The 19,053-nt window shown below is 31.1% G+C and carries 17 protein-coding genes and 1 other annotated feature; of the genes, 8 read left to right on the top strand and 9 right to left on the bottom strand.

The window, feature by feature from the left end:
- Positions 1 to 87 precede the first annotated feature (87 nt).
- On the bottom strand, positions 88 to 2,085 hold the full coding sequence (locus CLRAG_RS00425; protein ID WP_065076550.1) for a M28 family peptidase: 1,998 nt from the start codon (positions 2,083 to 2,085) through the stop codon (positions 88 to 90).
- Between the two features lie 378 nt (positions 2,086 to 2,463).
- On the opposite strand from CLRAG_RS00425, the gene CLRAG_RS00430 reads away from it, so the two are divergent.
- A complete protein-coding gene (locus tag CLRAG_RS00430; protein ID WP_065076551.1) occupies positions 2,464 to 3,306 on the top strand; it encodes an aldo/keto reductase in 843 nt (280 codons plus the stop codon).
- A gap of 218 nt (positions 3,307 to 3,524) precedes the next feature.
- Complete coding sequence (locus CLRAG_RS00435) at positions 3,525 to 4,406, top strand: Cof-type HAD-IIB family hydrolase (RefSeq protein ID WP_065076552.1); 882 nt, start codon at positions 3,525 to 3,527, stop codon at positions 4,404 to 4,406.
- Between the two features lie 129 nt (positions 4,407 to 4,535).
- On the opposite strand, the gene CLRAG_RS00440 is transcribed toward CLRAG_RS00435, so the two are convergent.
- Positions 4,536 to 4,796, bottom strand: a complete 261-nt coding sequence (locus CLRAG_RS00440) for a hypothetical protein (RefSeq protein ID WP_013238435.1) — start codon at positions 4,794 to 4,796, stop codon at positions 4,536 to 4,538.
- Between the two features lie 334 nt (positions 4,797 to 5,130).
- On the opposite strand from CLRAG_RS00440, the gene CLRAG_RS00445 reads away from it, so the two are divergent.
- Positions 5,131 to 5,409: a hypothetical protein gene (locus tag CLRAG_RS00445; RefSeq protein ID WP_207644777.1), complete on the top strand. Its 279-nt coding sequence runs from the start codon at positions 5,131 to 5,133 to the stop codon at positions 5,407 to 5,409.
- Positions 5,410 to 5,506: 97 nt separating this feature from the next.
- Here CLRAG_RS00445 and CLRAG_RS00450 read toward each other — a convergent pair whose 3' ends face one another.
- Complete coding sequence (locus tag CLRAG_RS00450; RefSeq protein WP_242872062.1) at positions 5,507 to 6,151, bottom strand: HAD family hydrolase; 645 nt, start codon at positions 6,149 to 6,151, stop codon at positions 5,507 to 5,509.
- A 101-nt stretch (positions 6,152 to 6,252) separates the two neighbouring features.
- Positions 6,253 to 7,164 carry a PhzF family isomerase gene (locus tag CLRAG_RS00455; protein ID WP_065076554.1) on the bottom strand — a complete coding sequence of 304 codons (912 nt, stop codon included), beginning with the start codon at positions 7,162 to 7,164 and terminating at the stop codon, positions 6,253 to 6,255.
- 384 nt (positions 7,165 to 7,548) lie between these two features.
- Here CLRAG_RS00455 and CLRAG_RS00460 point away from each other — a divergent pair, with 384 nt between their 5' ends.
- Positions 7,549 to 7,905 carry a winged helix-turn-helix transcriptional regulator gene (locus CLRAG_RS00460; RefSeq protein ID WP_065076555.1) on the top strand — a complete coding sequence of 119 codons (357 nt, stop codon included), beginning with the start codon at positions 7,549 to 7,551 and terminating at the stop codon, positions 7,903 to 7,905.
- Positions 7,906 to 7,989: 84 nt separating this feature from the next.
- Here CLRAG_RS00460 and CLRAG_RS00465 read toward each other — a convergent pair whose 3' ends face one another.
- Positions 7,990 to 8,580, bottom strand: coding sequence for a sugar O-acetyltransferase (locus tag CLRAG_RS00465; protein WP_065076556.1), 591 nt, complete (start codon positions 8,578 to 8,580; stop codon positions 7,990 to 7,992).
- A 367-nt stretch (positions 8,581 to 8,947) separates the two neighbouring features.
- On the opposite strand from CLRAG_RS00465, the gene CLRAG_RS00470 reads away from it, so the two are divergent.
- The gene (locus CLRAG_RS00470) at positions 8,948 to 10,120 is read left to right on the top strand and encodes a hypothetical protein (RefSeq protein ID WP_065076557.1); all 1,173 of its coding nucleotides are present in this window, start codon (positions 8,948 to 8,950) and stop codon (positions 10,118 to 10,120) included.
- A 309-nt stretch (positions 10,121 to 10,429) separates the two neighbouring features.
- Positions 10,430 to 11,788: a branched-chain amino acid transport system II carrier protein gene (brnQ, locus tag CLRAG_RS00475; protein WP_065076558.1), complete on the top strand. Its 1,359-nt coding sequence runs from the start codon at positions 10,430 to 10,432 to the stop codon at positions 11,786 to 11,788.
- On the opposite strand, the gene CLRAG_RS00480 is transcribed toward brnQ, so the two are convergent.
- Both CLRAG_RS00480 and CLRAG_RS00485 read right to left on the bottom strand, forming a co-directional pair.
- Entirely contained in the window at positions 11,789 to 12,205 is a 417-nt protein-coding gene (locus CLRAG_RS00480; RefSeq protein ID WP_065076559.1) for a response regulator, read from the bottom strand.
- Positions 12,206 to 12,217: 12 nt separating this feature from the next.
- Positions 12,218 to 13,594 (bottom strand): Na+/H+ antiporter NhaC family protein, encoded by a 1,377-nt coding sequence (locus tag CLRAG_RS00485; protein ID WP_065076560.1) that lies wholly within the window; start codon positions 13,592 to 13,594, stop codon positions 12,218 to 12,220.
- A 105-nt stretch (positions 13,595 to 13,699) separates the two neighbouring features.
- Here CLRAG_RS00485 and CLRAG_RS00490 point away from each other — a divergent pair, with 105 nt between their 5' ends.
- Complete coding sequence (locus CLRAG_RS00490; protein WP_065076561.1) at positions 13,700 to 14,563, top strand: LysR family transcriptional regulator; 864 nt, start codon at positions 13,700 to 13,702, stop codon at positions 14,561 to 14,563.
- Between the two features lie 321 nt (positions 14,564 to 14,884).
- Here CLRAG_RS00490 and asnB read toward each other — a convergent pair whose 3' ends face one another.
- Positions 14,885 to 16,474, bottom strand: coding sequence for an asparagine synthase B (gene asnB, locus CLRAG_RS00495; RefSeq protein WP_013238426.1), 1,590 nt, complete (start codon positions 16,472 to 16,474; stop codon positions 14,885 to 14,887).
- A 51-nt stretch (positions 16,475 to 16,525) separates the two neighbouring features.
- Positions 16,526 to 16,803 (bottom strand) — a binding site (T-box leader).
- Positions 16,804 to 17,012: 209 nt separating this feature from the next.
- Positions 17,013 to 17,888 carry a LysR family transcriptional regulator gene (locus CLRAG_RS00500; protein WP_065076562.1) on the bottom strand — a complete coding sequence of 292 codons (876 nt, stop codon included), beginning with the start codon at positions 17,886 to 17,888 and terminating at the stop codon, positions 17,013 to 17,015.
- Between the two features lie 151 nt (positions 17,889 to 18,039).
- On the opposite strand from CLRAG_RS00500, the gene CLRAG_RS00505 reads away from it, so the two are divergent.
- Positions 18,040 to 18,969: a ketopantoate reductase family protein gene (locus tag CLRAG_RS00505; protein WP_065076563.1), complete on the top strand. Its 930-nt coding sequence runs from the start codon at positions 18,040 to 18,042 to the stop codon at positions 18,967 to 18,969.
- Positions 18,970 to 19,053 lie beyond the last annotated feature (84 nt).

Genomic DNA, 19,053 nt, shown 5'->3' on the forward strand with positions numbered 1-19,053 from the left:
AGAAAAATAATCATTATATAATCAACATTTACTTAAGGTTCATTTTACATCCATAGATTTGTAAAAACCTATGGATGTGAAATGAATTTAAATTATAGAAATAATCTTTTTCATTTTAACTATTATTTTTTCAATATCAGTTTTCTCCCTAGAAACTACTTCTTTTAAATACATAGCTTGTCTTTTAAATGCTTTTCTCAATTTCGCTATTTCTGCATCTACATCTGGATTTTTTTCGTTAAACTTACTTCTTAAAGATTGTGCCACTTCATATAAATCTTCATTTGGTTTTTCTACTAAACTATAACCCCAGGTATCATTATTTTCATGTGTTACACGCCTTGAAAAAAACTCATAGGTTCTTCTATCAAAATCATAGACATATTTGTTAAAATCAATAGGCTTTATATATTTATTAACAACTTCTTCTAGGATCTCTCTTCTATTTTTCAACGCTTTAATTGCCTTTTTTAATAAATCAACATTTTTTTCATAGTTTTCATGAGGAAATACAACATTTGCTTCCCAATTTAATCTTATAAAACTGTTCTGCATCATTTTGTACAATTGAAAAAGTTTTAAATTAAGATTAATATAATTAGCCTTTTCACCTGTCATGCTAGCATTTTTAAAATTTAACTTTTCTATTTTTAAAGATAATTCTTGTGCATAATGGCAAGCCTTTTTAATAGTTTTTACCAATGACTTTCCTACAATATTAGAGTTTATAGTTTCTCTCATTTTAAAGAAACGCTCATAAAAATCCATTGGCCTAATAGGCGTGGTATCTAAATCCAACAGTATTTTTCCATATAATATATGATTTAATTTATAGGTTTTAGTGTCAAATCCAAAAGCTTTGTTATCCATGGAACTATGATAAATATTAGTATAATATATGCTAGATGTCATAGAATCCCTTGCTGTAATACAAGGGATACCTGCCTTCGTATAACAAAATTCTTCACTACCGGTAGAAGTTGGTGATATAAATTCAAATTTATAATCTCTATGATGCAAAATAGGTCTCATACTTTTTTTAGTGTATTTTAATAATTCAGCGGATACCATTATTTGAAAATTTCTTTCATTAGGCACAGGAAAATTTCCATCAATATTAATAACAGCAAATGCTTTTTTTGCCCATTCTGGATGAATATGAGTAATTTCCTCATAAGCTCCCACTAACCAGTCATAATCTGAATTTTCTCTTCCCCATTCCTCAGCACCATGAGTAATAACTCGTATAGTTTTATTAGGTTTATATCCACTATCTATTATTGCCTTTGCTATACCTAATATCGTGGAAACTCCAGAGGCATCATCAAAGTAAGAATGATAATATCCATCATAATGAGCCATTAAATATATAACTTCATCAGTTTTTCCAGGTATTTCTCCCCATATATTATAAGAAGCTTTTTCTTGTTCAACGTAGGAATGTGCATTTAATTTAACTGTTATTTCCTTATCTGCAGATTTATTTATAAGATTTTTTAATATATCAAAGTCTCTTTTACTAATAGCAAGAGCTGGAGCATAGGATGGTCCTTCTACTGGCTGAGATATAAGGTAATCTTCGTGCCAAACTTTATATTTTGTAACAACAAGAACTGCTTTTGCCCCTTTTAAATAAGCCTGATACGCTGGATACGATATCCAAAAGTCATTGAATGGATCAATACTAATTAGCACTAATTTATTTGTAACATCTCCCAAAGATTTATAGTCACTTATTGTCCCACTTCCAGCATCTACAACTTTAAAAAAGTCATCCTTTGCTTCTATACTTGCAGCATAACCTCCTAAAACAATCTTCTGTTCTTGTCCACTTTCATCTTTGTATGAAATATTAGCACCTCTATAAGTCCAACCCCAACTGTAAAACTTGTCCCTATTTAGATTTTTCAACCCAATTCTTTCAAACTCTCTATAAAGATAATTTGCAGCTTCAGTACTTGCTTTCGACCCTGCAGAACGATTTCCAGTAGCTTTATCATCTCCAAAACTTGATAGGATATCTATAATTTTTTGAGAATTAACTATATCAACATGCTTTGAAAATTCTCTAAATCCTGCTTTCATAAATAATCCTCCCATTTATTCTACTTTAATAGTTTCTTTGCACTACATATTATTCTATATACTTCTAATTGTGTTAGATATACTATATAAAATAAAGGCATACTTTGACATAATAAATAAAATATGTTGATTTTCTAAAAGTATATTGGTAATATATAAACAGATTTCTAAGCATCAGATGGAGTTTTGACTCCACCTGATGCTTAGAAATCGTTATCCAGGGATGTAGCTGCTCTTTACTCACACTTGGAGAAAAGCAGATATCCCAAATCTTTGATTTGGTGATAGTCGCTTTCGCTGTGTGCGTGGGAGTATTAGAGCCGGTAGTCATCGGATAAATGCTATTTTGTATTTACTATAATTGGGAGGATGATTAAAATGCAAGATATAAAGAGCTGCACAATTTTAAATAATGGAGTAAAAATGCCCTGGATAGGCTTCGGTACTTATAAAGCTGATGGTCCTTCTGTTATTAACTCAGTAAAAGAAGCTCTCAAAGTTGGTTATGGTCATATAGATACTGCTGCTTTCTATAAAAATGAAGATGGAGTTGGTACTGGGATAAAGGAAAGTAAAGTACCTAGAGAAAAAATCTTTTTAACAAGTAAAGTTTGGATTTCCGATGAAGGTTATGAAAAAACTTTAAAAGCTTTTGAAGCCTCTATTAAAAAACTAAAAACAGATTACCTTGATCTATATTTAATTCATTGGCCTAATCCACTACATAATGAAACCTGGAGAGCTTTAGAAAAGCTCTATAAAGAGGGCTATGTGCGAGCAATAGGTGTTAGCAATTTTACCTCTGGTCATTTGAAAGACTTAATGTCAAATGCTGAAATTATGCCAATGGTGAATCAAGTAGAATTTCACCCTCTGCTAGTTCAAAATGAGCTAAGAGAGTTCTGCAAAAAAAATAGTATACAATTAGAAGCATGGTCTCCCTTAATGAGGGGTAAGGTATTTGAAATTTCCCTTCTAAAGGAGCTTGCAAAGAAATATAAAAAAACAGTATCTCAAATCGTGCTTAGATGGGATTTACAAATGGGAATTGTAACTATTCCAAAATCAACTACTCCATCAAGAATAAAAGAAAATACAGACATATTTGATTTTAAAATAAGTAAAGATGATATGGCTAAAATTCAGCAGCTTGATAAAGGAATAAGGACAGGTTCCGAACCTGATGAAGTTTATGCTAACTCAGATACATTAAAAAAATAATACTACTTAAAAAAGTATGTCTTTGGCATACTTTTTTAAATATTACTTGAATTACAACCTACATGTTAAAACTATTTGCCATTATTGTTTTGTATTTATGCCTATTGTATAATTTAATAGTACTTCATCTGATACCAAAAACTCTGTTTATATAAAGTAAAATCTAAAATTACAAATGCATTATTAGTTCATAGAATACTAGAGGAGGTAATATTTTAATGTATAAAATTGTTTTTATAGATATGGATGGAACTTTACTTAAAGACGACAAGTCAATATCCAATGAAAATAAACGAGCTATTGAAGCTGCTACAGAAAAAGGTGTTAAAATTGTTCTTTGTACTGGAAGACCAATAGATGGAATTAAACATCATCTCTCTGATCTGAATTTAATAGCAAATGATCAATACAGCGTAACTTGTACTGGCGCTAATGTACAAAACAATACTGAGGACAAAATTATTTTTCAGTCGCCTTTTAACAGCAAGGATCTAGAATATTTATATAACATGGCAGAAGACTTAAATCTAGACTTATGTTTTTATAACGATGGTACGTACTCAGTTTATAAGAACAACTTATATGGTAAATTAGAATCTGTTGCAAACAATACAAAATATGAGATAACTGAATTCAAAAACTTAATAAAACGTAACAACATACTAAAAGTAAACCTAATAAATGAAAACTCAGATGTTTTAGAGCACTATGTACATCACTTTGGATTTGACATGTCCCCTTACAGTGATTTTAAATTTAGAAGTATCTATGATAAAAATTTGCTGCTAGGCGATAGTTTACCACAACATTTTTATGAAAATTTTTCAGTGCTTAAAACATGTACTTATACCTTTGAAGTATTGAGTAAAAATACTAATAAAGGTACTGGTGTAAAAAAACTGTGCCAATACTTGGGCACACCTACTAAAGAAGTTATTTGTATTGGAGACTCTCCAAATGATTTGGACATGCTTAAATGTGCAGGTCTTCCTGTAGCCATGGGAAATGCTTCAGATGAAATAAAGCATACTGCTGACTATGTCACTTTAACAAATGAAAAAAATGGAGTAGCTAATGTTTTAGAAAAGTTCGTGCTGTAACCACTAACTATATTTTCTACTACAGCCTACGCATCCTTCATCTATGACCTTATGAAGGAATGCTGTAGCCTGCATAGAGTTTAATATTACCTTATCTTAGACTTAGTGTGGTACTTTAGATTTTCTACTTTAATAAACATCTGTAACCTTTGCAACATAGTCATCATATCCTGATTTAGCTAGCACCATAATAGGATGTTCCTGATTCAGTATTTGAACTCGATATGCCTGTGCTTCATCCTTATCAAAATATTCATCTCTATTAACATTTATTTTGCTTCTATCTGCAACCCCATAATCTTCTAGTATTTCTGTAACCCTATTTTCTAAGTCTCCCGTTGGGCATTCAAGCGTCCTAATTCTATCAATTGCCTCATCAATTTTTTTCATTCTATTAACCTCCCATAAGGCATTTTCAAAGAAATAGCTAGTCAGTATGATAAAAATATTTGTGGCATCTTTAACTTGTTATTTTTTTTAAATGCCTAAAATAGATTAGTTGTATTTTTATTATGTCCCCTTATTTTTTCTTAATTCTACTCATATCTTAACATTTTAAATTTATCTATTACTTATAATATTAAAAAATATATATTGGCAACAAGACAAGTAGCAAGTATAATATAATCAATGAGTTAGGGAATCCTAAACTTATGTACGAAGGAGATGACTAAAAATTAATAGTTTAAATTATTTTAATAACAGAGAAGATTGCAAAAAATTCTTGGATAGTTTTGATTTTAAATATTTTATACCTTATTTTTGTGATTGGGATGGTTATAATAGGTATACTGTCCAGCTTAATAAGGAATGTACAAAGATATTATACTGTTCTTTGGATTCTGTAAAAGATGGATTAGTTAAAGATTCTTTTTATTTTTTTAATGCTGAAAAACTCAAGGTTAAAAATAAAGAGGGCATATTAGTTGACGCTTTTCAACTTGCTGAAGCAGGAGAATCTATAAGAAGATATGTAAGAGGAAGGAAATATATGACAAAGTAAGATTACAGTATTAATTCTATTTTTTAAATGTAAAGGTTTAGAGATGAGTATAGATTTATGTAAAGTCCAAATCTATGCTCATTACCTATGAATTGAATCACAAATTCAACAATTCTTTTACCCCGCTGATAGCTAAATAGTAATTTTCAACACTACCAAAACCGTACTTTGCAAATATAAAAGGAATTTCAGCAAGTACCGTTGCCTCATAATCTCCCTGGGTATCTCCAACATATACTACATCATTCAAATTGTTTCTTTTTATAACAAGCTTTATATTTTCTCCTTTGCCCTTACCTGTATTTCCAAAGCATTCAAAGTCTGTAATGTACTTTTCAATTCCTGCTTTCTTCATAAATAATTCAATATAACCGCACTGACAATTACTCACAATAAACAAATGACATTTTTCTGATAATTTCCTAATGGTTTCTTTTACATCTGGAAACAGCAGGTTATTTGTATTTTCTCTCAAGGCATCCTGCTCATATTTACAATATCTATTAATTATCAGCTTTCTTTTACTCTCACTAGCATCATAGAACAAATCATCTGCTATTACATCCATAGTTTTTCCAAACTCTTTTTTTAACACAGAGGATGTTATAAGTGGAGCTGCTTTCCCTACTTCTGAAATTGCCCTGTTCCAGGCTTTTGCTACAATTTCTGTTGTATCCCATAATGTACCATCAACATCAAATATTATATTCTTTATGATAAAAACCTTCTTTCTAATTCTCACTCATGAGAATATAATATTAAACAATGATCATATAGTCAATACCTGGCGTTAATTATTAAAATTAGTCATAAATAAGTATAATCTACAAATGTAGATTTTTCCTAATCATTTAATAATAATTCAGTTTTAAATGTTATTACAGCATCTCCAGAAATCTTAACTTCTACTGGTTCTTTATCTTCTATCTTTACCTCAACTTCAATAATACCTGGCCTTTTTATAGCTTCACCCTGCATAGCCTTAAATTTAAAGAAAGAATTATTGTGGTGAATAAGGTTGTGATGAACAAGATATGCACCCAAAGGACCATTTGCATTGCCAGTAACAGGATCCTCATTAATACCTATTGCAGGTGCAAACATTCTACCATGTATTAAAATATCATTATCTTGTGTACCAACCGTAAAAACATAATATCCATTACATTTAATAACCTTGCTTAGCTTAGAAAGTGCACCATAATCTGGCTGCAGTGCATTTAAAGTTTCAATACTCTTTATACCAATCATAACTTTAGAATGACCCGTAGACACAATTTGAATTTTATAGTTTTCCAGTAGATCGCTATCTTTTATATTAAGTGCTGCTAAAAGTTCTTTTTTATTCATACCATCAATAATGGTACCAAATTCAATTTTGCCCTGCGTCATAATAATTTTATAATTCTCATTTTTCTTTACTATATCAACAGGTAAAATTCCAGCACCCGTCTTATGATAAACCCTTGACGTATCAAGTCCATTTTCTACAGCACGGACATAATGAGCAGCAATAGTAGCATGTCCGCAAATTGGCACTTCATTTGTTGGAGTAAAAAAACGTATATGAGCATCATACTCTCTGCTATTTGAAGAAAAAATAAAAGCTGTCTCAGAGTTATTAAGTTCTCTAGCAATTTTTTGCATCTCATAATCAGTTAACCCATCTGCATTTGTTATTACTCCTGCTGGATTTCCTGTGAACTTTTCTTTCGTAAATGAATCAATTTGATATAAATTGTACTTTCTTGTCATGACTTTCCTCCCCTAGGTATACTATACATTTACAAATTAAACACTATTTTATCCGATGGCTACCTACTGTAACACTCCCACGCACATATCGAAAGCGACTATACCAAATCAAAGATTTGGAATATCTCCTTTTCTATCAAAGTGGGAGATACTAGAACTCTTGAGCTTCAGCGATTTAGAGTTCTTATGCTGTGCATAACAGTAGCTACACCCCTGGATAATTCATCTAAACTTAGTGGGAGAAACCAAACTCCCACTAAGTAAGATTTATTGATTAATCCATAGCAATTAATATCTATGTATACTATAATAGTTTTGTTGGAGTACACATACAAGTACGCACTTTTTAATCAGATACTTACCATTTGGAAAGAAGGATAGGGTATGAATAGAGACATAATTAAAAAATTTCCAAATCAAAGGAAAAGGCAAAAGGATTTTAAATGTTCTATAGGATTTGCAATGACTGTAATTGGAAGTAAGTGGAGAGCAATAATATTATGGCATATATTGAAAACTGATCCTATAAGATATGGGGAGCTTAAAAAATCTATTCCTAATATAAGTCATAAGATACTATCTCAAGAATTAAAAAACTTGGAGATGGATGGTCTTATTGAAAGAATTGCTTATGCAACAATCCCACCTAAAGTAGAGTATATGCCTACAGATAGAGGAAAATCCTTAGAAAACATCTTAACTGAACTATGCCTTTGGGGTAAAAAATATATGAATCTATAATTAAAATAATACTGAAAAATATAAGCAAACTAATGCTATACTTACCCCATTACATTAACTTCAAATTATATTGTTCACTTTATACTACACTTCAAATCCAGTTCTATCTTCTTCTGTAATTTCTCGAATTACTTTACATGGTACACCAGCTGCAACTACATTTGCTGGAATATCTTTTGTAATAACACTACCCGATCCAATAATTGTATTATCTCCAATAACTACACCTTGATTTATATGAACGCCTGCTCCAATCCATACGTTATTGCCTATCTTTACAGGTTTTGCATAACAGGCTCCTGCTATTCGTTCTTTTGCATCTGCTGCATGATTAGAGGTATAGATTCCAACCCGCGGCCCAAATAGAACATTATTTCCTATGTCTATCCCCCCGCCATCTAACATTATACAATCGAAATTAGCATAAAAATTATCTCCTATTGTAATATTGAAACCAAATTCACATCGAAAATTTGGTTCAAAATGAACCCCTTTTCCGATACTTTTCAATAGTTTTTTTAATATTTCTTCCCTTTCATGCTGCGGCTTACCAAAACTATTATTATATTCATTTGTAAGAAATACCGTATTTTCTCTTGCTTGAATTAGTTCCTGGGTTAAATCATTATACATTTTACCCAATAAAATCAATTGTTTCTGCTCCTCTAAAGTCATAATATAACCTCCAAAACAACTCTGGTATTTTTTATCATAATATATAATTTATTTGCCTTTATATTTCATTTATAATTTAACATATAACATATATATTTTTTCATATCTATAAATTTATTCTATGTGGTAAATGCTTTTTTTAGTATACATTGTGTTATAGCAAATGAAATTCATAATTTTTTAACATATTTTGCTTAAACTTCTGATAAAAAGAATTTTGTTTATCAACTCAGTTCCCATCAAAAGCAAGCACTTTTTATCTGAATTTTAGGGCTAATTATAATTAATTTTTAAGTTTGACACATATATATATCTACCTTATAATTTAATTACGTAATTTGGAAAGGATAAGGAAGCGAAGATTAATATGATAAATATTATTAAAACTGCAATTGTAACTATAGTGATATCTTTTATATCAGGGTTACTATTAGATTATTACAAAAATTTAGCACCTAGGCTATTATGTAATATAAGAAGTGCTATGCCTACAAAAAATAATAAAAGAATTCGTGCATACATTATTACCATTAGTAATATATCTAGTAAAACAATCAATAAGTTAACCCTAAATATACAAAGCCAACAAAATCACTTAAATATTACAGATGCAAAAATAACAAGAGGATTAAAATTTGATTCTTCACTAAAAGATAACACTTTAGATGTCTACATTCCTTTTTTAAGTAAGAATGATAAATTTTCAGTTACAGTATATGGAGATGATCAACATGCAATGCGCAATAAGCCTGCTATTGTACTCAGATCACCTGAAAATTTTAAACAGATAGATTCTTTAAGACAAAATGGAATTTTAGCTTTATTGTTCAATATACCCAAAAGTATAAGTGAGACAATCTCAAATACAGTTAAAAAACCTGAAGCAATAGTTTCTGATGAAAAGGATGACTTTACAAAAGTTATGAGAAAACCGTTAGGCACTGAAGAAACAGCAAATAGAAGAAATAGGAAAGTACGCTATGGAAATAAGAACCCTGGTAATACTAAAAAGGCACTGATAATTGTTGTATCAATTATTTTGCTTGTATTTGCTGGAGTCTTAGGGAAATCTTATTTGAAAGGGGCATCTGCTAATACGCAAACCCCCGATGTAGAAACTGTCGTTCCAAATCAATCCACTGATGCTACAAATTCATCAAAAGGAACAACTAAAAATTCAAATTCAAAAGCTTCATCTGGACAAACAACTAGAAATTCAGGTTCAAAAGCTTCATCTGGACAAACAACTGAAAATCCAGGTTCAAAAGCTTCATCTGGACAAACAACTGAAAATCCAGGTTCAAAAGCTTCATCTGGACAAACAACCGAAAATCCAGGCTCAAAAACATCGTCTGGACAAACAACTCAAAATCCAGACTCAAAAACATCGTCTGGACAAACAACTGGAGGTTCAGATTCAAAATCCTCATCTGGACAAACAACTGGAAATTCGGATCCAAAGGCTTCATCTGGACAAACAACTGGAGGTTCAAATTCAGGAACATCATCTGGACAAACAACTCAGAGTTCAGGTAACTGACACAGTAAAATAATATACACCTTATGAAAAATAAGCAGCTATCGCCAATTGATAGCTGCTATTCTTATGCTTTCTTTAGTCTAAGCACCTGAAGGTATCCAAAACTTTTTCTTTTTATACTATATATTTTAAGTTATTTATTTTAGCATACTCTAATTACCAGTTAAAATGTAATATATTGCATTTATATTCTAATTATGCTATCATTTTCGTGTGCATTATGCTGCTTACATATATTGAAAAATCAATTACATATGTATTGCTTCTAATTGAATAAGGTATTATTTAAACATTTGAGGAGGGCTATTTATGAAAGAAAAGCTACGTTTTAATCAAAATTTATTAATAGGTTCATTACTATTTGGACTATTTTTTGGTGCAGGTAACTTAATTTTTCCGGTGCAAATGGGACAAGAAGCCGGAAATCATACTTTAACAGCAACTATTGGGTTTTTAATTACAGGTGTAGGATTGCCTATTTTAGGAATTGTTGCATCAGCACTTTCAAAAAGTGAAAGTTTGCTTGATATGGCAGGTCCAATTAGTTCACGTTATTCAAAAATATTTACCTGCTTATTATATTTAACAATTGGTCCACTGTTTGCAATTCCTCGTACTGCCACAGTTGCATTTGAGGTAGGAATTCATCCTTTTGTTTCTAGTGGAAATTTGAAACTTGGATTATTTATTTTCTCACTAATATTTTTTGTCTTTACCATTTATTTTTCATTAAAACCAGGACAAATTTTGGATTGGATAGGTAAATATCTTACTCCTATTTTTTTAGTACTTCTATCTGTTCTATTAATTGCTACCTTTGTAAAACCGATGGGACAAGTTAGCCAATATGCGGCTCAAGGTAAGTATGTTACTCAGCCATTATTTACTGGTTTATTAGATGGATATAATACTATGGATGCCTTAGCATCTTTAGCTTTTGCAATTATTATTATTTCTAATATACGAAAGTTAGGTATTAAAAATCCAAATTTGATTGCTGTTGAAACATGTAAATCGGGTTTAGTTAGTGTTGTTGGTATGGCTGTTATCTATGCATCATTAGCTTATATGGGAGCTACTAGCTTAGGTAGTATAAAGCGCGCTGATAATGGTGGAAGTATTTTATCTATGGTAAGTAATCATTATTTTGGCTTTGTTGGCAAGATGTTATTAGCAGCTATCGTGGCAGTTGCATGTGTAAAGACAGCTATTGGACTAATTACCTCTTGTTCTGAAATGTTTAGTGAAATGTTTCCAAGGTCCATTCCTTATAAAAAATATGCAATTTTATTTACAGTTTGTTCCTTTATAATTGCCAACTTTGGATTAAACAGCATAATTAAGTTATCCTTACCAGTACTTATGTTTTTATATCCATTAGCGATTACTTTAATTGTATTATCGCTATTAACTCCATTTATACATAAACAAAATGATATTTATAGATGGACAACTGTGCTGACAGGTATTGCAGCATTTTTTGACTTTTGTAAGGCACTACCTGATCCATTGGTAAAAAGTGAGATAGTAACACAGCTTGTTAATTTTGCTCATTTGTATTTACCTGGTTTTGATTATGGGTTTGGATGGTTATTACCAGCATTCTGCGGCTTTTTTATAGGATTAATTGTTTGGATTATTCGTGGAAAAAAAGCTAGTAACTTATAGTTAAGTTTTTGTTTCTGTCATATTTAATATATTTTTAATACTATACATGTATTTTTGTAGTTTGATAATTTTTACCACTTTTTTAATAACTTCTATAATCTCAAGTTCATTAATTGGTGTAGTAATATAATATTCAACTCCTGATAAATAAGCTTGGGCAATAATTGTTTTATCACTTATGTCAGAAACTACTATAATTTTTCCATTAAATTTAGAAATTAATTTATTAATAAAAGATATTGGTAAGCTTATAATAAGAATATCAATATCTTTTAAATTTAGCAGATAACTATCTGAAATAAATTTAGAACAGCTATATTCAATTATTTCTCCAAGATTATGGTCTTCAATAATTTTAGATAAAATAGAACTAGTAGATTGGTCTTCACTGACAATAAGAAATTTTATGATAATCACCTCTTAAACATATCATTTATAGCTAGTATTGTACTCACATTTAATTTTAGTTCCGCTCGAATATTTAAAATGTATGAAATATATGATAGGTAATATATAAAGATAAAATGCATAAGGCAAGTACCCTGTTGTGCTTACATTCATAGTTGATGTAGGGACTAATGCAGCTATATTCCATGGGATAAGTGCAGCAATTAAGATTCCCGAATTTTCTAGATCTAAGGCAAACTGATATTTGCTAGTAGTATCATAACAGTCCTCCATAATTTTATCTGTCATAACAGTAGCAATTGCTTGATTACAGCCAAATGCCGCAGACGCTATACTAACTATTGACGTAATGCCAAATAACTTATATTGAGTTAATGATAGTTTTAAAAGCAAACTTTTTAGTCCATCGAACATTTTTATACCTTCAAATATCCCTGCAATAGAGCAAGATACAAATATTACCAACGAGGGTTTTAGCATAGACATAATGCCGCCGCCTTTTATAATATTTTGCAAAGATGTATGGTTAGTTATTGTGAATCCTAAAAGAATATCAGAGACTACCCCTTTTAAGCTATAATTCTGAAAAAATATAGCTAGAATAGAAGCTAATAGAGTACTAACTAGCATAGAAATACTAACTTTAACTTTACACAACACCAATATGAGTATTAAAATGGCAGGTGTTAATATAATAAAATTAATTTTAAACATTTTTAAAAGTTCTACTGATAGAATATTATTTACAACTTTTAATGGCTGAAACATTGAAAATATATAATAAAAAATTAAGGATAGTATAAAGGGAATTAGGGCTGAACGCATCATATTTTTAATGTTAGTATATATGTTTGTTTTAGTTAAGTTAGCAACTAAGTTAGCACTTGACGACATTGGAGAACATCTATCTCCAAAGTAAGCACCTGCTATAATGGCACCTGCTATTACATTTAAGTTAACATTTCCACTTCTAGCTATTATCATTAAAGGTATTCCAACAGTACTTACCGTTCCTAAAGAAGTTCCTATTAGAAAAGATGTTATACAGCAAATTATAAATGTTGAAAGCACAAAGGTAGAAGGATTTATATACTTTATGCAGTAATATATTATACTTGCTATTGTACCTGAAGCCATCCATGAACCAATAACTGCACCAATTAGTACAAATATTTTTAGAACTACAAAAGATTGCTTACCTCCATTAAATGACATTTTAGCTATTTGATTTAAAGTATACCCTTTTTTTAAAGCTATTATTGTAAATAGGATCCAACAAACAATTAACGTATATCCAATAAATATGTTTTTTAATACACTGAAAACTAAAAGAAAAAAAGAAACAATTAAGCCCACATACATTTTATATTTTATACCTCGCTTGACTTTATTTATCATTTCATTTACCATTATAACAAATAAATATATATACTAAAAATACGTATAAATTATTATACTTATACAAAAATATGTATAAATCTAATACATGGAGTGATTACTTTTATGGATATTAAGCAGCTTACTTACTTTCTTGCAATTGCTGAAGAAAAAAGCGTAACCAAAGCATCTGAAAAATTACATATAGCTCAACCACATCTCAGCCAGCAATTAAAACTTCTAGAAGAAGAATTAAATGTTAAATTGATAGAAAGAACTACTCGGAAATTTCAAGTAACTGATGCAGGCAAAAGATTATGTCATAGGTCTAAGCAAATAATAGAATTAATGGACTCAACAGTTAAAGAGCTAAAGGACTTTAATGAAGGAATGGAAGGAACGCTATCAATCGGTACCATATCTTCTGCAGGAGATATACTTTTACCTCAGCGAATATATAGTTTTAATAAAAAATATCCAAAAATAAATTTTGAAATACGAGAATGCAGTACAAATGAAATCTTAGAATTGTTAAAAAGCGGCGTAATTGAAATTGGAATTATACGTACTCCTTTGAATTCGGAAATTTACGAATCAATAAGCTTACCTATTGAACCAATGGTGGCTGCAAGTAGTAACAGTTTCTATTGGAATAATAAAAGAAAGATATGTCTAAACGAACTTGCAGGTAAACCTCTGTTAGTACATCGCAGATATGAAAAAATGATAATAGAATTATGCAAACAGACAGGATTTAATCCAAGAATACTTTGTAAAATTGAGGATACTCGATCAATATTATTACTAGCAGATACAGGAATGGGTGTTGGCATTGTACCAAAGGACTGGATTGAACTCATTCCAAATACAAATTTAAATTACAAGGAAATTAATGAACCGTCATTAGATACGAATACTACTATAGTATGGATGAAAGATCAATATCTATCTTCTGCAGCGAAGCACTTTTTGCAAACTTTTAAAGTATAGACAAGACTTTTTTTTAATATACTATAAACAGAGTTCTTGGCATCAGATGGAGTTTTGACTCCACCTGATGCTTATTAACAAGCTTCTTAGTGCTTCAGCACTTAGAAGGCGTTATCCTTTAGGAGAAATCGTTATCTATGGACGTAGCTGCTCTTTACTCCCACTTGGAGAAAAGCAGATATCCCAAATCTTTGATTTGGTGACAGTCGCTTGCACAGAGTGCGTGGGAGTATTAGAGCAGGTAGTCATCGGATAAATAAAAAATATTCATATTTAAAATTAGTCAGATATTCATATATCTGACTAACAATTTTTTCTTAATTATTTACCGCTGGCACCATAATTTGATAATACCCTAGCACTAGGATCGTTTACGTTACAGCCTTCCCATTCTTTGTTTGGCATCCAAAAATCTACTATCATATCTGCTTGTCCTGGATAATATTTTTCAAAAATTTCTCTGTATAACAGTGATTCTTTTGTAAATGGTTCAACGTGATATTCATATTTTTTACATAGCTTTTCAAATTCTTCATCAGAATAATATGTTTCTGCATATTCCTTTAAATAATCTACCATAGAATGCCCTACAGCATCACTAAATGCTGCTTTTTCACGATACAAAATATCATGTGGCAAGTAATCGCCTTCAAAGGAATGTCTCAAAAGGTACTTACCCATGTTGTATTTGTTTAATTTCTTTTCTGGGTCAATTGACATAACATATTTTACAAAATCTAAATCACCAAATGGTACTCTTGCTTCTAAAGAATTTGAGCTAATGCAGCGGTCTGCACGAAGTACATCGTACATATAAAGCTCTCGAATTCTCTTTTGTGATTCCTTTTGAAATTCTTCTGCATTTGGAGCAAAATCAGTATATTTATAGCCAAATAATTCATCAGAAATTTCACCAGTGAGAAGCACTCTGACATCAGAAATCTCATGTATTTTCTTACAAATCAAATACATTCCCATACTTGCTCTTATTGTAGTAATATCGTATGTTCCCAGAATTTTAATAACCTCATCAAGTGATTCAATTACTTCTTCTTTTGTCATATAAACAACAGTATGATCACTATGAATGTAGTCTGCAACTTCTTTTGCATATTTTAAATCAATTGCATCTTCAGTCATACCTATAGCAAATGTTTTAATTGGTTTTTCAGGATTCATTTTTTGAGCAATTGCACATACGAGTGAACTATCTAAACCACCGCTTAGCAAGAATCCTACAGGAGCATCAGCATCCATACGTTTTTCTACGCCAGCTACCAATTTATCATGAATATTGCTGCAAATAGTTTCTAAGTCATCCTTGCAGTAATCGCTTTCTGTTGCTGCTATATCACAATAGCACGTAAATTTACCGTCAGCATAATAATGTCCTGGTGGAAATGACATGATCTTATATGTAAGACCAACTAAATTTTTAGCTTCACTTGCAAACATGATCTTACCTGATGAAGAGTAGCCATAAAATAAAGGACGAATTCCAATTGGATCTCGTGCTGCAATATATCTGTCCTTTTTTCCATCATATATAATAGTTGCAAATTCTGCATCTAACTTTGAAAACATATCCAGTCCATATTCATAATACATAGGAAGTAATATTTCGCAATCACTATCAGAAATAAACTTATGTCCTTTTTTTATTAGTTCTTCTTTAATTTTACGAAAGCCATAAATTTCACCATTACAGATAGCTGCATCTGTTTTCCTTGTGAATGGCTGCATTCCGCTAAAACTTAAATCCATAATAGAAAGTCTTTGAAAACCCAAAATACCAGATGGCAAAGTAAGAATTTCCGTCATATCCGGTCCTCTGGACTCAGTTCTCTGCAATGCCTCTGCAAATTTTTCATGCTTCATATCCGTTCCTGTATAGCACATAATTGTACACATATTAATATTCCTCCTTGGTTATAAAAACAGCATCAATTTATCCTAATAAAACAATAGGACGAATTGATGCTTATCCGCGGTGCCACCTAATTTACCATATAATAATGGTCTCCTTCCAGCTACTACTGGTATCCAAATAACGCATGGAATACGACGCTCCTACTTTAATTTGAACCTATCTCAAACATTTAGTTTAAGGTACAGTTTGCAAATATTTCAGTTTGCAACTCCGGAGTGTTATTCAAAAAAACTCTGCCACTGGATTCACACTATCTCCAGTTCACTGTTGGTGAAATATTTTTTTTACTTATCTCCATCATCACTTTTCTTTGATGAATTTAATTTTAAACTGTGTACATGCCTTTGTCAACACTTTTTTAATTTTTTCCTACTTTTTTTAAATAAATCATAATATTCAGATATAAATTATGCCATTTGTTTATAAAAGAGTACTACTTTTAAACTTTTTAACTTTCATCTCCCACTTGTTGAAATCATGCTATATATTAACTTTTCTTTGAAATCTTTTAAGGCTAAACTATCCTTTCTGGGCCAACTTTTGTACAAATGCCACAAAAGCCTTTGTACTAGGGCTTATATATTTTCTATTCGGGAGACAAAGACAAATGGTTCTACTGACCTTAGGTTCCAATTTCCTCCTAACTAGTCCCTCACATGAATAAGAATTTAATACCAGTTCCGGTAAAATACTGATACCACATTCACTTCGAACTAACGCAATAGTTGATTGATCGCTTAAAAATCTAGTATGTTCTAGTAACCTGCCCTTTGCTTGCCGCAAAATTCTTCCAATAGAATAATTAGTTCCTTCACTTGGAATAACAAAAGTTTCCCCTGCCAGTAGTTCCTTTGTAATTTTCTCATATCTACAAAGGGCATGGTGCTTAGACATTATTACATAATAAGGATCGGATATTAGTGGAATATCATTACCATTAGTCATTCCATTTTCTGCAGTAAAAGCACAATCAATTTCATCCTTGGAAAACCAGTCTTTAATCCATTCATAATTAATGGCATCACTTATCTGCAGCTCTACCAGTGGATATTCTTTGCGAAATTTCCTAATTATTTTAGGCATCCATTGCACCGCCACACTAGTAATGACTCCAATTCGTACATTTCCTCTGTATACTCCTTCCTGGCTAATAATTTGATGTATCCTCTCATCATTTATCACAATTTCCTTTGCCAAGCTTAAAATCTGTTCCCCTTCTTCTGTTACAGAAACTCCATTTCTTCCACGATACAGAAGTTTAACTCCTAGCTCATCTTCTAAAGAAGAAATCATATGACTGGCCGCAGTCTGGGTATAGCTTAATTGCATAGCAGCTCTTGTCAAATTTCCAATTTCAGCTGCTTTTACAAAAAGTGCATATTTATTTATATCCACAAACACATCCCTCTTTTCATCATAAATTAATGTATTACATGAAATTTCATCATGGTTCCATTGAATAATCTGCATTTTATTTTACTATTTTGATATGCTAAAGTGTAATTTGAAATTTAAATTACATTTTTATGTTACAGGAGGTAAGACTATGAAAATTGCAATCTTAGGAGCTGGTGCTATGGGGAGTCTATATGCTACCTATCTTTCTAGTATCCATGAAGTAACATTACTGGATAGTTATAAACCCCAAGTAGATGCCATCAATGCAAATGGTCTAACCAAGGTTGAAAAAGACAATACTGAATCAAATTATACCATTAAAGCTTCAATAAGTGGAACTGATATCGGAATTCAGGATTTATTGATTGTATTCGTAAAAAGTATCAACACTTTTGATGCAGTCAAAGAAAATCAAGCTATAATTGGCCCAAAAACCATTGTCATGACATTACAAAATGGTGCTGGTAACAATCACGACATTGCAAATTTTGTTAAAAAAGAACATATTATCGTTGGCACCAGCAGCCATAACAGTGTTAGTCTTGGTTTAGGTAAATTTTTTCACTCAGGCTGTGGCCCTACTAATATTGGTCCTGACTTTCCCTGCGATGAATCACAAAAAGCAGTGAAAATTATAGCACAATCCATGTGCCAGTGCAATCTAGACGTCAACATCATCAATAATATTCAAAAAGTACTATGGGGAAAATTATTTGTAAACTGTGGCGTAAATGCCCTATCCGCAATAATGGAGTGTAATCTAGGTAAAATTCATTCCAATCCTTATCTCTGGGGAATCTGTACAAAAGTAGTTCACGAATGTGTCCTTGTAGCTAAAGCTGATGGCACATGCTTTAACCAAGCAGAAGCTCTTGAAACTGTGCAACATGTATGCATAAGCGATGCTGCCGGTTACGCCAGCATGTATCAAGACCGTCAGCATAAACGCCGTACAGAAATTGATAAAATTAATGGTGTAGTCGCCAATCTTGGACAAACCTACTGTATTGATACTCCTTATAATGAAATGCTTGTAAATCAGATACATGCATTAGAACAGTCCTATTTATTATCTTAATAAATATTTTAAATCTAGTACATCGTTCTCTAAATAACTATAATCCTATTTGGAGAACAATGTAACATTTTCGAAAAGAAACTT

Source organism: Clostridium ragsdalei P11 (assembly GCF_001675165.1).
GTDB classification, from domain to species: Bacteria; Bacillota; Clostridia; order Clostridiales; family Clostridiaceae; genus Clostridium_B; species Clostridium_B ragsdalei.

Coding starts and splice junctions, on each gene's coding strand:
- CLRAG_RS00425 (WP_065076550.1), bottom strand. CDS start 2,085: ATGAAAGCAGGATTTAGAGAATTTTCAAAGCATGTTGATATAGTTAAT.
- CLRAG_RS00485 (WP_065076560.1), bottom strand. CDS start 13,594: ATGATAAATAAAGTCAAGCGAGGTATAAAATATAAAATGTATGTGGGC.
- CLRAG_RS00435 (WP_065076552.1), top strand. CDS start 3,525: ATGTATAAAATTGTTTTTATAGATATGGATGGAACTTTACTTAAAGAC.
- CLRAG_RS00490 (WP_065076561.1), top strand. CDS start 13,700: ATGGATATTAAGCAGCTTACTTACTTTCTTGCAATTGCTGAAGAAAAA.
- CLRAG_RS00430 (WP_065076551.1), top strand. CDS start 2,464: ATGCAAGATATAAAGAGCTGCACAATTTTAAATAATGGAGTAAAAATG.
- CLRAG_RS00460 (WP_065076555.1), top strand. CDS start 7,549: ATGAATAGAGACATAATTAAAAAATTTCCAAATCAAAGGAAAAGGCAA.
- asnB (WP_013238426.1), bottom strand. CDS start 16,474: ATGTGTACAATTATGTGCTATACAGGAACGGATATGAAGCATGAAAAA.
- brnQ (WP_065076558.1), top strand. CDS start 10,430: ATGAAAGAAAAGCTACGTTTTAATCAAAATTTATTAATAGGTTCATTA.
- CLRAG_RS00465 (WP_065076556.1), bottom strand. CDS start 8,580: ATGACTTTAGAGGAGCAGAAACAATTGATTTTATTGGGTAAAATGTAT.
- CLRAG_RS00470 (WP_065076557.1), top strand. CDS start 8,948: ATGATAAATATTATTAAAACTGCAATTGTAACTATAGTGATATCTTTT.
- CLRAG_RS00455 (WP_065076554.1), bottom strand. CDS start 7,164: ATGACAAGAAAGTACAATTTATATCAAATTGATTCATTTACGAAAGAA.
- CLRAG_RS00440 (WP_013238435.1), bottom strand. CDS start 4,796: ATGAAAAAAATTGATGAGGCAATTGATAGAATTAGGACGCTTGAATGC.
- CLRAG_RS00505 (WP_065076563.1), top strand. CDS start 18,040: ATGAAAATTGCAATCTTAGGAGCTGGTGCTATGGGGAGTCTATATGCT.